Here is a 13,539-nt window from a genome sequence, read left to right on the forward strand (position 1 = left end):
CAATTCCCGCTTCAGTCATGGTCGTGGCAGGCACTCGTATATGTTATCCGGCCATCCGTTTTGACATAATGGCGGTGGCCATTCAGGCACCATTCCTCCCCGCTTTCTGACATGGGCGGAGCGGGAGACTGATTTGACGTTTGTGCTTGCAAAGACGGTGCACCTGGGAAATTTGGGGGGCAGGGCTTCCCCTCCCGTGCCGCATCTTCATACGCAAATGCCCATCTAATTTGCTCGTCGGTCATTCCCTTACCAAAAACAGCGATTATCTGATCATATTTATTGGTGCAGCTCGGGTCATTGCCGGCAGGGACGCCCGTATTAGTCTGGCCTGCAGTAGTCTGATATGCTTGGGCCAATCCATTGCCGCAGACGGCAAAACCCAATAGAGTCAGCGCGACCAAGCGTTTAATGCCTTTGCGATTCCTCATAAATTATCTCCCTATTTGCCGTTACAGGCACCTTGATATTTCATACGGATATTGGCGACGATCACCGCGCCGACGGTCTCCGCTCCGCCGGACATTACTTGCGTCCCAGAGATCGTCTTGCCGTCTTCGTATAAAGCCATATTAAGGCTGCCCGTCATGGGTAGCGACAGGTCACCGCAGGATATTTCGGCCCGCATCGAAACAGGTCCATAGCTGGCATTAGATATCCGGCAGGCAGGTGCGAACAATTCAGGTAACAACCGCGCGTCGTCGGGCTTAATACAGATGGATCCGGTTTGCTTTGGCGCGTCTTGTGTGATGCGGCCGTTGCCGTCTTTCTGACTGCCATCTTTGTAACTCGCGCTGCCATCCTGGGTTATTTCAAACGACCATTGCCCTGGTTGAAAGGAAGGCGCTTGATCGGCGGCGAGCGCAGCCGATGCGGTTATGGCAAGAACAACGGGTGCAATTATCTGCGCTCTAATCATTGGCCATCTCCTGCTGTAGATACTTCATCACTATCGGCAGGAAAGCGGCGGGTTTCGCCCACGGGTTTGGTTTCGTCAAAACCAATGCGGCTAACGGAGAGGCTGTAATCTTTCAGCTCAAAATCGACATAGACTTTACCACCAGTGACGCAGCATCCGGGGTCATCGTCACGGCGAACCTGCGCCCAAGCAACCAATTCCCGCATGTTAAACACGATCTGCGAGTCCATCGTAAAACCTTTAGGCAGTAACTTGTCGACATCGGTCATTATGTCGTAAGCGCTGCTCCAGTTCCAGCTATCGCCAGTGCTGTAGAGAAATATATCAGCAGACCCCAAACCGCGGTTTCGGCCCGGTATTTGGATCAGCATATTTTCATAAGCCATATTGGCGGCAAACGGCGCGTCAAAATATCCGTCAACTTGGTAGGATGACAGCAACGCGGGCAGGGGACCACCCGTTTCCGCCATTATCATCATTTCAGCGCGCGGACCGTCGGTAGGGTTTAACTCAATCTGTTGCCATTGCAGGCTGCGTTTGGGCTGGCGCATGGCGATATTGCCGCTAGCCATGACCCTACAATTAGCCCTCGTTTGGTACAGACAATGGGTTGAGATTTGTGCGAGATTGTCAGGCTCCAGCTTCACCGCGCGTTCGACATCATCCCGCTCACATCCGCTTTCATAACCGCCATCAGGACATACAAATGTATAATTATCGTCAAACATTTCGGGCTCTTCGGGCTCGCCGCTGACCGGTTGTGCCCAGCATCCCTGTGAGAGCAAGGCGCTGAACAACGCGAATGCAATGATAGTTGCCGTTTTCATCAATAACCCCCCAAATGTATACGCGCACAAAAACTCGCAATGTTAAGGCAGCGGTTAGGCTTTACGATACGTGCGAAAATGAAATAGCGCAGGGCGCGGCGTAACCCCAAAGACAATGACTGACATCATGATGACAAATGCTGTTAGTATTGCGCTTTGCCGCTCTTGCGCGAAATTTTGAAGTTACAATTGTAAAATTAGACAGTTTGTGGGAAACAAGGCTGTGCTATTGTCGCAATATCGGACGGATTAGCAATCGGGGGCATGGTGCATGATCAGAGACGCTCCAAAAGACACAACGGACGGTGATGCGGAAACCACCGTCTTTTTTAGCTATTCGCGGGATGATCAGGCACGCGCTCTGCCGATTATCAATTTGATTGAGCAAGCGGGCTATAAACTTTGGTGGGACGGTCTTTTGGGCGGCGGGGAACGCTTTTCAGACAGCACCGAACAAGCGTTGGAACGGGCAAAGGCGGTTATTGTGCTTTGGTCGAAAATATCGGTCAAATCACATTGGGTCCATGATGAGGCAACCCGCGGGCGCGACCGGCGGATATTGGTTCCTTTGTCATTGGACGGCTCCCCGCCGCCGCTCGGTTTTGGGCAGTTTCAAGTTATCGACATATCTCACGCCAAAATAAGCCCATCAGACATCAATATCCGCCGGATGTTAGACGCTGTTGCTATTTTGCACGGCGAAGATTGCCCCCGAATTGCAAATTTGACTACACATAAGACAGGCAGTTTTAACCGACGATATTTGATGGTCGCAGGCGGAACAGTGGCTGCGCTCTCCATGGGGGCGGTGGCAGCATGGCAAACAGGACTGTTGGGGGGCAGTAGCCTGAATGACCGCATAGCGGTGTTGCCATTCACAAATATCGGCGGCGACCCTGCACAAAGCTACATCAGTGAAGGATTATCGACTGAAATACGGTCTGCACTGGCGCAAAATGGAGCAATACAGGTTTTGGGCCAAGCATCGTCAGAAGCATTTGAGCGCGGCAAGCAGGATGTCATCTCATTTGCAAAAAAACTAAAGGTCGGCTTTATTTTGGACGGCAGCGTGCAAGTAACAAACAATTTCATAAATGTGACCATCGAGCTGATCCACGGCACCAACGGCATCGCAGCATTAAGCCGTAAATTCATGAAGCCCTTGGACGATATCCTTGCGGTCCAGCGCGAAATATCGGGATCGGTAACAGCCGAGTTAACGACACAGATCGCGGATGGAAAGGCATCAAATCCTGTCATTGGCGGCACATCCAACGCAGTTGCCTATGACCATTATTTACGTGGAAAAGAATTCTACACCCATGGTCAAAGCGAGGCGGATGCCCGCAACGCTATCCAGCAATTTGACGCGGCGATCGCTGCTGAGCCTAAATTTGCTTCTGCCCACGCTGCCCGCGCGCGCGCTTTGATCGCTGCCGCAGGGGAATATGGCAGCGCTTCGGAAATTAACAACTATAGCCGAGCCGCAAAAATATCGGCGCAGCGTGCAATACAATTAGCACCGCGCCTTGCGGAGGCACATTCGGCATTAGCGCTGATTTTATTTCAAGGCGATTTTGATGCTCGGGCTGCGCGTAAATATTTCGATTCGTCGCGCGAACTTGGTGATGGCCAGGCACCAGTGCTTGCGCGATTTGCAGCTTTTTGCGCGGCCACGCGCCGTGATGAAGATGCATTAAACGCTGTGAATAGAGCGCTTATTTTAGATCCGCTCAACGCACTTATCCATCGTATTGCCGGAGAGGTCGATTATGCCGCCCATCGGTATGATCGGGCAATTCAACATTTCCGCGAAACCATAAAGCTGAACCCGAATTTGCCAGATTCTCACGCCAGAATTGGCTGGATTTTTCTGGTGCAGAATAATCCTTCGGGTGCATTGCAACATTTTGAGGCCGATGCCCATAAATGGACAAGATCAGCAGGGATCGCCATTGCACAGAACAAATTGGGCAATAATGCCGCAGCCCAAAAAGCCATGTCCGTTTTGGTTGATGACGTTGATACCGTCTCTTTTTATCAGCAAGGGCAGGTATTGGCGCAATGGGGCGACTTGGATGGTGCGATTGCGGTGTTAGAATTGGCGTTAAAACAAAAGGATGCTGGTTTGCTGGCCGCAGCATTTGATCCGATGCTTGATCCGCTGCGCAAAATGCCTCCTTTTATTCGTTTGCTAAATTCGATGGGCTTGGCGTAAACTGCAAAAGCTAACGTAACAGGGGAGTTTGAATATGCGTAAAATTGCAATGCCAACAATCCTTTTGGCCTCCACCATCCTTTTGGCTGCCTGCCAACCACCAGCGAAAGAAGAAGCCGCTGAGCCAGCTGCCCTCGAAGAGCCAGCTGCTGCTGCTCCGGCAAATGAAGTTGGAACAGCGCCAGGCGCGTCTACAGAAGCTGAAACCGCTAAGCCCGCGACAGAAGCATCCGAACCTGCCGCCACCGAACCAGCTGGTGCGGAGCATACTGGCGGAATAAAGGTCGGCCCTAGCAATTAGGGTCCTGACCCAATAGTTACAAAGGCGAGGCATGGGGTTAAGATATAGCTATCTTACGGCTCCGCCTGTTTGTCTTTTAATCCAAGGCAAATATGCGCCTATACGGGTATATATTCCAGGAACGCCGTCATTGGCGCAAGACCGCCCGCCTACGCTCACGACAGCAACAAGTTGTTTTGATTTGTTGACCAGCGGCCCGCCACTATCATTGCTGCAAGTTTTACGTCCAGGCGCGCGGGCGCACACCACCCGGTCGTCCACTAATGCCAGATTTGATTTTTCGCATGTCGGCCGGTCAAGGATATTGAGCCCAATCCGCAATAAAACCGAACTGGCGGGGCCGCTATAATTCGATGTTCGGCCCCATCCAAAAGCGTTGACCTCGCTATTGGCTGCCGCATCATTTCCCCTGAATAGCGGGATCGCGCGAACTTGCGAGGCCGGCGGCTGGGGAATAGCGCGATCATTGGTGATTTGCACCAGGGCAATATCTCCGCCTTTTAACGGGCGGTAAGAGCTATGGCGGATCACCTTTTTAATCTTGTAATCCCATCCGCCATATTGATCTATCCGTTCTTGACCTAGCCTGACCCGGTAGCCTGCTTTCATCATGCCATTATCGATACAATGCGCGGCTGTGATGACCCATTCCGGAGCGACTAGCACACCACCGCAATAATGCTGCAGCGCCCAAAGCGGCACGCCTGCCTTCAACATCGGGCGGAATTGTTCGGCGACATACGGATAATAGATTTGCGCTTGCCATGGGGCATCGGCATCATTTACCCGAACGCCGCCGAGCGAATATCTAACATATCTGCGACCTTCATCATCGCCATCCTGCTGCGGCGCTGTATCACCATCGGCATTGTTTACGCTTGCTCCATCCGCGTTCTGTGTTGGTTCTGCAGAGCCAGCGGGTTCATCGGGCGCAATTTCACCGATCAACCGCGCCGGTGATACAATCAGCAAACCAGGCGGGTCACGAAAACCATCTGACGGCTTTACGTAAGGTAGAGAGTCGACATAGGCGTCATAACGGTCTCGCCAAGCGCCATAATTATCTGTGTCAGTCGGCACGCTATCACTGGGTCTGCGCACTCGGATGCGCCTGACCGGAGGTGCAGTCAATTCGGGCCAAGGATTTTCGGCGCCATCCAAAATGTAATATTCGCTACCCGGCGGTTCGCTTTGTGGGATTTCATCTACGCTTTGAATATCAAATACCGGCTCCTGTGCTCGCGCTGCGGCGGAAAGATACAGCGCTGCTACGACAACGAGTAGCGAAAAAAGCGGTCTGGTCACACACGCCTCCCTTCACGGCCACAATAAATCTATCATGATTTAAATAACAGACGCTTTTATAGCGGAGATGTCAAGCTTGCGGGGGTAATCCTATACGGGTACGGAAATATGCTTTCCTCCGAAAACATCCTGCCAATGTTCAATTTCGGACACCACTATTTCATCCACCATATGAGTAATGCTGGCCACCCGGCCATAGTCCAGCTCATGACTGGGCGCAGCAAGCAGCGCCTGTATTCGCCGCTCGACTGCTTCCAACCGGCCAGCGGTTGATTCAGATATGGCCGCAAAACGACCAAAATCGGCAAAATAATGAATGCCAGCAAGCGCGCCGCCAAGTGTAGGTAAGGCGACGCCAAAAAAGGTGAAAAGCTTGGAATAATGGCGCACTGTTTCGGACGCGACCAACCCTATTGCTGCCGCAATCTCTGCCATTAGATAAGCCGCTACAACAAACATGGCGAGCAAGAACAGCCGCTCAGATATCTTTTCCAAATTGTGATCAATCCGACCAAGCCGCTCGGCTTTGCCGATGTGATATTGGCGCTGAGCCGACACATGGGTGCCAATCCAATGCTCCAATGAAGCGCGCAGCATTTGTTGACCAATAACGGCATTGGGGAGGCCTATTTCCCTCAGGATTGATTTCACATAAACCTCCGGCCATGCCGTATCTGAACTATGCGGCCAAGAACCCGACGGGCGCGCCACACCTAAAAAAAGCATGAATGGCGCGTGCCGTAAATATTCGGCGACCCGCCGTGTTTGAAACCAGCGGCCATGCCATTCCTTTTTCCGTCCAACCGCAATAACCAACAAAATGATGCTGAGCAGGGCAAATTCAAGCAATGCGAACGGCCATTTGAACGCGGCATCAACAAATGGAAGATACGCAATGCCGCCAATCACTGCAAAGGCCGCCAGTAGCAGATTGGCGACCATTCCGCCGCGATAGGCATCGGAAAGATAGGTTGCCAGTGCATCTGCACGCGCAAAACGGCGGATCACTTTATTTTCCGTTTCTTCAAGCAAACGGATGTCCACGCCGGGCAGCTTTCGTGCTGAATTGAAAACCGCATTTGCCTGTTTTTCTAACAATATGTCTTCGGACACATAATCCTGCCGATGAGAGCCGAAAACCGCGGAAGGCGCGCCTGCAAAAAGTGTTTCTATCTGCCGATAGGTGTGAAAGCGCATGGCGCTGCGATGCGGAATTTTGGCCGTTTCCAGCAAATTCTCACCTGTTCCGGTATCATCGTTGGGCAGGAGACCAGAAAATAGCGCGGGCAGGGCATCCATGTCTGAGATAACTGCTATCTGCCACCTGTTCGCAATTGCCTCTGGCGTGTCCAGCAGCCGCCAATCCGATGGATTTCCGGCATCGATCCACAAAACCGGAATTCCGGTTTCTAATGCTGCAAACATGGTATGGCGCGTACCGCCCGTCGGCCCTGAGCTATGACCATCCCACACAGCGAGAAGCAAATCTACCTGTTCGATCATCACTTTGCCGGCCAGCGCAGCCCGCTGTGAAGCGGCGACGGTGAAATCCTGAATTTTGTCCACCTGCGGGGGATCGTTTAGCGATGCGAGAAATAGGGCCTCAATTTCGTCATCGCGTTCGGCCAGCTCCATGCAGATAACCTTATCCGCTATTTTACCAATCCGGTGGGCATTTTCGGATGCTACACTGCTACAGTCACTCGACCCGCGCAGCAAAGCCGCTGCCTCTTCCACAGTGGTAGGATGTGCATTGACGGCAATATTCAACTTTCTGCCAAAGGGCAGGGGCGAGGCCAATTGCCATCCTAACCCATCTGCGATCTCCATTGCCATTATATCGGTGCCTAGGGCAAGCAGGGCATGCAGGCGCGGTTTCAATCTGCCATCCGAAATAGTGTCGATGGCCCCCAACAATTTTTGTAACGTGGCCAGAATCTGCGTTTCATTTGCATTATAAGCAGAATTGGTATTCCGGTGGCCTGTAATGCCCATACTTAAACGCATTTAACAGCCCCTTGTGATCGTATATCAGAAACATCTCATATGAGCCTTGATTTTACAAGTAGCTTGAGCCGATCAATAGCGCTGGTCTGGCACATTGAATAGGACCGTTCAAATGCGAAGCTAAGGCCGTTTGCATCCACAAAGCCACGTCCAAGTGTTAAATTGCAGCTGCTATTCATCTAACAAAAATCGGTCCCAAAATCGAAACAGGTAAAAAAGGAAGGTGTAATGACCAATGAAACTACCCCGATCCCATCCAATATCCGGCGAGAGATAGAACGTCGCCTGTCCGCCCTCGCAGAGGCAGAGGACATCCGCATCTTGCTGGCGGTTGAATCGGGTTCCCGGGCATGGGGCTTCCCCTCGCCCGATAGCGATTATGACGTGCGCTTTGTCTATTTGCGCAGGCGGGATGCGTATCTTTCGCTCAAACCCGTGCGCGATGTGATTGAGCGTCCGATAGTGGACGAGATTGACCTCAATGGCTGGGACATTACCAAGACGCTGCATCTGCTGCTCGCTTCCAATGCGGTGCTCAGCGAATGGATGCAATCGCCCATTCGCTATATCCCCGACCATCCTGTCATGGAAAAACTGGCGGTGCTTGCTGATACAGTTTTGAATGCCAAGGCATTGGCACATCATTATGCACGGCTAGGACAGCGGGCGGCAGACCGTTGGCTCGGGTCGGAAGGTGATGTGCCGGTGAAGAGATATTTTTATGCCCTTCGCCCGGCTATCGTGATCCTGTGTCTAGAACAAAATCCGGCCATGCGCCCGCCCATGAATTTGCATGAATTGATGGCGCTGTGTGAGATGGACAAGGCGCTAATCGCCGACATTGACGAGCTGGTTGAATTAAAAAGCCGGACCAATGAAAAATCGAATGGTGTCCGCAAACCGGCGCTAGACCGCTTTATCGCAGAGCAGCTTGAAAAGCCGCACGGCTCTCCGGCGCCTGTCAAACAAGAGCGTCATTTGGACGCGGCAAATCAACTATTTTTGGAATTGGTAAATCAATGATCACAATAGACGGCTTAGAAGGCGAAGGGCGGGGGCAGGTTTTGTGCAACAGTGCGGCGCTCTCGCTCATCATCGGCTAGCCTTTCAATATTACAAGCATCGGCGGCAAGCGTGCCACGCACGGCCGATTGCAAAAATGTAAACCACTTACCTCCTAATCTACTTGATTTTCTATCTACACCGAGTAACGCTTATGCCATGCAAAGGGGAGTCCTTTGCAGCATATATAAAATCGAGGGAGTCTCGAAATGAAGAAGCACATAGACTTTGGCGTTTTCATTGGCCGGTTTCAACCGCTGCATCTGGGCCATGAACATACGATCCGCCATGCATTGGAAAAAGTGCAAAATTTGATCATTTTGGTGGGGTCAGCAAACACTGCCCGCGATCCCCGCAATCCGTTTAACTTTGAAGAGCGCATGGCCATGATCCGGTCGGCCTTTGCCTATGAAATGGCGGAAGGCAGATTGGTTGTGGAGCCGCTGTATGACCACCCTTATTCGGATACTGCTTGGGTGGCTGAGGCGCAGCGGCGCGTCAATGCAATCGTTCTGGAACAGGGCAATCATGGCGGATTTCAAAATGCCGGCGTTAAAGATTTCCGGGTCGCGCTGACCGGATATGGCAGCGATGAAAGCAGCTATTATCTGAAACTTTTCCCCGAATGGGAGAACATTCAGGTCGATAGTCCTTATGCCACCTACCACGCGACCGATATCCGCCAGCGCTATTTTCAGCGTATCCCAGAAGTGCCAGTGAGCACGCTGTCCAAGGGCGTAGCAGACCAGCTCGATAAGTTCGCGCATGGCGATGCTTTTCGCGAGCTGCTCGAAGAAAGTGAATATCTCGCCGCTTACCCTAAGCAATGGGGCAAGGGCCCTTTTGTAACCGCCGATGCGGTGGTGATCCAGTCTGGTCATATCCTGCTCATCCGCCGCGGCGGATTGCCGGGGCGCGGGCTGCTTGCGCTGCCTGGCGGCTTTGTCGATGCAAAGGAACGCATCCGCGATGCCGCGATCCGCGAGCTGCGCGAGGAAACGGGGATCAGCGACGGCAAAGGGCAAATCCCGCCCGCCATGCTGGCCAGCTTTATCGAGGATAGCCGGACGCAAATTTTTGATGCGCCCAACCGGTCCTTACGCGGGCGGATCATCACCCATGCCTTCCTGTTCCGCCTGCCCGAAAGGCGCAAGCTGTTCACTGTGAAGGGCGGCGATGATGCAGCGCATGCCAGCTGGCACCGTTTGGGCGATTTAAGCCCCGATATGTTTTTTGAAGATCACTGGTCGATCATCACGCAAATGGCCGACCTTTGAAACCGAATGCCGGAGCGGCGTTCAAAACCATACATCTATTGTGAGGAGTTCACATCATGACCAATATAATTCTTGCCACCGACAGCTACAAACACAGCCATTTCCTGCAATATCCCCCTGAAGCCGCCCGGATCAGCGCCTATGCCGAGGCGCGGACCAATGATTTCAGCGATGAGGTTCTATTTCTGGGACTGCAACCCTTTCTGATCGACATGCTGGGCACGCCGGTTACCCGGGCCGATATTGACGAGGCCGAAGCGATTTGCGCGGCGCATGGCGTGCCTTTTAACACGGCAGGTTGGGATGCGATCCTGAACCAGCATGGCGGCTATCTGCCCATCGAAATCAGCGCGCTCCCTGAAGGAACCATCGCGCCGTCTAGCGTGCCGTTGTTGCAGGTCGTTAACACAGACCCCACCATGCCCTGGCTGCCGACCTTTATCGAAACCGCGATCCTGCGCGCGATCTGGTATCCCACAACAGTCGGAACGCTAAGTTGGAAATGTAAGGCGATCATCCGCGCGGGCCTTGAAAAAACCAGCAATGATCCCGCGGGACAGTTGCCTTTCAAACTGCATGATTTTGGCGCGCGGGGCGTTTCCAGCGCGGAGAGCGCTGCGCTGGGCGGGATGGCGCATCTGGTGAACTTCATGGGCACCGATACACTAGAAGGAATTATGGCGGCCCGCCGCTATTATGACGCGGCCGACATGCCGGGCTTTTCCATCCCGGCAGCAGAGCATAGCACCATGACCAGCTGGGGCAGGGACCGCGAAGAGGCGGCCTATGCCAACATGCTCGGCCGCTTTGCTGGCGAAGGGCGGATTGTTGCGGTTGTATCTGACAGCTATGACCTCGACCACGCCGTTGCCAATATCTGGGGGGCAGCCTGAAGGATAATGTGCTGACCCGCGAAGGCACGCTGGTTGTCCGCCCGGACAGCGGCGATCCCATTGAAACGCCGCTGCGCACAGTCAAAACCCTCTGGGATAAATTTGGCGGCGAGGTGAACGGCAAAGGCTACCGTGTGCTCCACCCGAAGGTCCGGGTGATCCAAGGTGACGGCATGAATATCGATAGTATCGCGCATTTGGTGGACCGCATGATCGAGGAAGGCTTTGCCATCGACAACATCGCCTTTGGCATGGGCGGCGGCCTATTGCAGCTCGTCAACCGCGACAGTTTACGTTTTGCCATGAAGGCCAACGCCATGGAGGACAAAAACGGCATCTGGCATGATGTCGCCAAAAAGCCCGCGACCGATCCCACCAAAGGCAGCAAGGCAGGCCGTCAAGCCGTGGTCAGCGAGGGCGGCAAGCTGATCGCGGTTCGCCATGATGCGCTAAACGGACGTGAGGATCAGTTAACGCCTGTATGGCGTAATGGCGAGCTGTTGGTGCGGCATAGCTTTGCTGAGCTGCGTATACGGTCAGAGGCAACATAAAGGCAAAAACGCGCGCCGTCTGGGACCGGACTAATCGTCAAACGAGATCCCCGGCTCCCAACCACTTGCAGCAAGGAAAGCACTTGGATCGGTCATCTCCAGCATGTCCGTGACTGCTTGGCTCTTGTCGCGAGCATTTTGATAGTGAGCCTTCGCAATCCTGTAGCCGACCCAGTAGCCAAGGTCTCCTGGCTTTTCAGAGGACGCGTTGTAGACCCAGTCCGACAGGTCGGTGCTGTCCTTATTCGCAAGGAACGCTGTCTCTATTTCAAGCTCTTGCCCGGCGGTGTTGCCGCGCAGACTGCCATATGCGACGTCGCCAGAGATCAGCTCGCCAACAAATTCGGCAATGCCTTCCGAAAGGGAGACATCGAGCACGGTCGGACTTTCACCATCGACACTCATGCTCAGCTCGGGCGATTGCTGCACATGGATATATTCATGCGCAATGACATACACAAAACGATCCTCGACATCGGGATTGAGGAAATCCGCTGCGCACAGCGCTTCGAGACTAATCTGCACTCCTGTGTCGGGGTAGCCGATCCCAACTGGTCGGCCGCGACCCACTGCAATCGTCACGGCAGGAGCACGAGCCTCCGGGTAGAGATCGAACAGCTTTTCAAGCGCACCCTTCAGGCGCTGTTTTGCTGCGGGTAACGCTTGGGCGCATTCGCGAGCCTTCTTGTAGAGCTCAGGACGAGCCTTGATCGCCTGTGCGATGCGTTCCCCCGAAACATCGCGCTTCTCGGCAAGCGTTTGTAGGCCGGGCGATCCACCATCGATGTATGCCTGAAGCGCAGCTGCGTCCGGCGCGCCTCTAACGCCGTCGTACAGAGCGTAGAAGCGGTCAACGTCGCTAGTGACGATTTCCGGTTCGGGGGCTGCTCCGCTTGCTATTTCGATGCTGGCACATCCGACGGTAGCTGCGACCAAGATGATCAACATGACGGCGCGTTTCATTGACTGTTCCTTTTTTCCGATGCCAACATAACATACGTTTCGCCGTCGACAATAATATTGGTTTCTGTGTCGATGCTTCGCTCGAGCCGGGGCGGCCTCAATCTGGACCCGCTGAACGAACCTGTGTTGTTAGAGAGCTTTTGAAAAGGGACTCTTTTGCGTTCATTTGAGAGGGGACTCTGCAGGTATAATGACCGAAGCTAATATAATGACCGAAGCTAAGATGGGCAGGGGCGGCGCAGAGCTATCCATCTTGCGCCGCGTCGCCCCTGCTAATAGCAATCCTTGATTACTAAGCCATGGACCCATCGCGACAGCGATGGGCTTGGTCAGCTTCCGCCGACAAAGCGGACGATTTTACGATCTCAAAACCAACCCATAGCAGACATTTGACTGCCTAGGCAAAAGATGACGGTATTTGTCATTTTACTCCGCAGCATGGGCATGGCAAACCTTGCAGGCGATGCATTTCAATACTTTCCCGGGGTGACAATGAAAAAATTGAACGCGAAATATGCTGCCTGTATGTCTCTGATTGCTGCGTTTTTCTCCGCACCGACTGCGGCGCAAAACGGCAGTGCTCAGACTTTGTACACCATATCTGAAGGGAGCTACAAAATATCTCTTCAAAAAATCCAAACATCCAAGACAAGATATTCTTGCAATATGGAATTGGTAAGAGACTTAGGGGGGCAGGAGTTTGTTATCAGCGTAGTGACAAATTCATTGGGCTGGAATTACGTCTTTGTGATCTACAACAAGGCATTTGATCCGAATGTTGAGGGCAGGCTCCGTCAGCTTAAATTTGCGGCACAAGGTCATAAGAATTTGCCGAAATTTCCTTTGATCTTCTCGATAAAGGAAACCCAAGACGTTTTGATAGTGGGCAACCAGCAGCAAATCGATGGAAGATTCTCAGAATTTACTGATCTGATGAAAAAGGCGGACACTCTGATTGTAGAGGATGGAGCAGGTAAAGTCTTGACGCAGTTAACTTTTCATAAGGGCAACCTAGCGGCGGTGGCCGGAAAATTTGAAGAATGCGCAAAGAGCGTAAGAAGATAGGGGAGTCAATTAACAACGCCGCACGCCAACTTATCTCTGCTTTACCCAAAGTGTGTATTTTTATGCGCTGTCAAGCGAGGGAGATAAAAGCAAGATGTAGAAAGCTAACATGTTAGAGTGCTTTTGAAAAGGGACTCTTTTGCGTTCATTT

Annotated in this window: 11 protein-coding genes and 1 pseudogene; 6 read left to right on the forward strand and 6 right to left on the reverse strand. The window is 52.8% G+C overall.

Going from position 1 to position 13,539, the window contains the following annotated elements:
* Positions 1-11: 11 nt before the first annotated feature.
* Genes ACFOWX_RS06580 through ACFOWX_RS06590 form a run of 3 tightly spaced genes read right to left on the reverse strand, consistent with a single transcriptional unit; the run spans position 12 to position 1,746 of the window.
* The gene (locus tag ACFOWX_RS06580; protein ID WP_381422465.1) at positions 12-431 is read right to left on the reverse strand and encodes a hypothetical protein; all 420 of its coding nucleotides are present in this window, start codon (positions 429-431) and stop codon (positions 12-14) included.
* An 11-nt stretch (positions 432-442) separates the two neighbouring features.
* A complete protein-coding gene (locus ACFOWX_RS06585) occupies positions 443-919 on the reverse strand; it encodes a DUF3617 domain-containing protein (protein ID WP_381422467.1) in 477 nt (158 codons plus the stop codon).
* Positions 916-1,746 (reverse strand): hypothetical protein, encoded by an 831-nt coding sequence (locus tag ACFOWX_RS06590; RefSeq protein ID WP_381422469.1) that lies wholly within the window; start codon positions 1,744-1,746, stop codon positions 916-918. Before ACFOWX_RS06590 ends, ACFOWX_RS06585 begins: the two co-directional genes overlap by 4 nt.
* A 271-nt stretch (positions 1,747-2,017) precedes the next feature.
* Here ACFOWX_RS06590 and ACFOWX_RS06595 point away from each other — a divergent pair, with 271 nt between their 5' ends.
* Together ACFOWX_RS06595 and ACFOWX_RS06600 are read left to right on the forward strand one after the other, a co-directional pair.
* Positions 2,018-3,964: a TIR domain-containing protein gene (locus tag ACFOWX_RS06595; protein ID WP_381422471.1), complete on the forward strand. Its 1,947-nt coding sequence runs from the start codon at positions 2,018-2,020 to the stop codon at positions 3,962-3,964.
* Between the two features lie 34 nt (positions 3,965-3,998).
* Positions 3,999-4,265, forward strand: a complete 267-nt coding sequence (locus tag ACFOWX_RS06600; RefSeq protein ID WP_381422473.1) for a hypothetical protein — start codon at positions 3,999-4,001, stop codon at positions 4,263-4,265.
* A gap of 48 nt (positions 4,266-4,313) precedes the next feature.
* On the opposite strand, the gene ACFOWX_RS06605 is transcribed toward ACFOWX_RS06600, so the two are convergent.
* The gene (locus tag ACFOWX_RS06605; RefSeq protein WP_381422475.1) at positions 4,314-5,570 is read right to left on the reverse strand and encodes a S1 family serine peptidase; all 1,257 of its coding nucleotides are present in this window, start codon (positions 5,568-5,570) and stop codon (positions 4,314-4,316) included.
* Between the two features lie 90 nt (positions 5,571-5,660).
* Positions 5,661-7,577 (reverse strand): hypothetical protein, encoded by a 1,917-nt coding sequence (locus ACFOWX_RS06610; RefSeq protein WP_381422477.1) that lies wholly within the window; start codon positions 7,575-7,577, stop codon positions 5,661-5,663.
* 228 nt (positions 7,578-7,805) lie between these two features.
* Here ACFOWX_RS06610 and ACFOWX_RS06615 point away from each other — a divergent pair, with 228 nt between their 5' ends.
* From ACFOWX_RS06615 to ACFOWX_RS06625, 3 genes and pseudogenes are all read left to right on the forward strand, one after another.
* Positions 7,806-8,600, forward strand: a complete 795-nt coding sequence (locus tag ACFOWX_RS06615) for a nucleotidyltransferase domain-containing protein (protein ID WP_381422479.1) — start codon at positions 7,806-7,808, stop codon at positions 8,598-8,600.
* 248 nt (positions 8,601-8,848) lie between these two features.
* Positions 8,849-9,916 carry a bifunctional nicotinamide-nucleotide adenylyltransferase/Nudix hydroxylase gene (locus ACFOWX_RS06620; RefSeq protein WP_381422481.1) on the forward strand — a complete coding sequence of 356 codons (1,068 nt, stop codon included), beginning with the start codon at positions 8,849-8,851 and terminating at the stop codon, positions 9,914-9,916.
* Positions 9,917-9,972: 56 nt separating this feature from the next.
* Positions 9,973-11,360 (forward strand): annotated as a pseudogene (locus ACFOWX_RS06625) (nicotinate phosphoribosyltransferase).
* Between the two features lie 30 nt (positions 11,361-11,390).
* Here ACFOWX_RS06625 and ACFOWX_RS06630 read toward each other — a convergent pair.
* Positions 11,391-12,323 (reverse strand): DUF2268 domain-containing putative Zn-dependent protease, encoded by a 933-nt coding sequence (locus ACFOWX_RS06630; RefSeq protein WP_381422483.1) that lies wholly within the window; start codon positions 12,321-12,323, stop codon positions 11,391-11,393.
* 408 nt (positions 12,324-12,731) lie between these two features.
* On the opposite strand from ACFOWX_RS06630, the gene ACFOWX_RS06635 reads away from it, so the two are divergent.
* Positions 12,732-13,388 (forward strand): hypothetical protein, encoded by a 657-nt coding sequence (locus tag ACFOWX_RS06635; protein WP_381422485.1) that lies wholly within the window; start codon positions 12,732-12,734, stop codon positions 13,386-13,388.
* Positions 13,389-13,539: the final 151 nt, after the last annotated feature.

Source organism: Sphingorhabdus arenilitoris (assembly GCF_042651485.1).
In the GTDB taxonomy this organism is placed as follows: Bacteria; Pseudomonadota; Alphaproteobacteria; order Sphingomonadales; family Sphingomonadaceae; genus Sphingorhabdus_B; species Sphingorhabdus_B arenilitoris.

Coding starts and splice junctions, on each gene's coding strand:
- ACFOWX_RS06580 (WP_381422465.1), bottom strand. CDS start 431: ATGAGGAATCGCAAAGGCATTAAACGCTTGGTCGCGCTGACTCTATTG.
- ACFOWX_RS06585 (WP_381422467.1), bottom strand. CDS start 919: ATGATTAGAGCGCAGATAATTGCACCCGTTGTTCTTGCCATAACCGCA.
- ACFOWX_RS06590 (WP_381422469.1), bottom strand. CDS start 1,746: ATGAAAACGGCAACTATCATTGCATTCGCGTTGTTCAGCGCCTTGCTC.
- ACFOWX_RS06595 (WP_381422471.1), top strand. CDS start 2,018: ATGATCAGAGACGCTCCAAAAGACACAACGGACGGTGATGCGGAAACC.
- ACFOWX_RS06600 (WP_381422473.1), top strand. CDS start 3,999: ATGCGTAAAATTGCAATGCCAACAATCCTTTTGGCCTCCACCATCCTT.
- ACFOWX_RS06610 (WP_381422477.1), bottom strand. CDS start 7,577: ATGCGTTTAAGTATGGGCATTACAGGCCACCGGAATACCAATTCTGCT.
- ACFOWX_RS06615 (WP_381422479.1), top strand. CDS start 7,806: ATGACCAATGAAACTACCCCGATCCCATCCAATATCCGGCGAGAGATA.
- ACFOWX_RS06620 (WP_381422481.1), top strand. CDS start 8,849: ATGAAGAAGCACATAGACTTTGGCGTTTTCATTGGCCGGTTTCAACCG.
- ACFOWX_RS06630 (WP_381422483.1), bottom strand. CDS start 12,323: ATGAAACGCGCCGTCATGTTGATCATCTTGGTCGCAGCTACCGTCGGA.
- ACFOWX_RS06635 (WP_381422485.1), top strand. CDS start 12,732: ATGACGGTATTTGTCATTTTACTCCGCAGCATGGGCATGGCAAACCTT.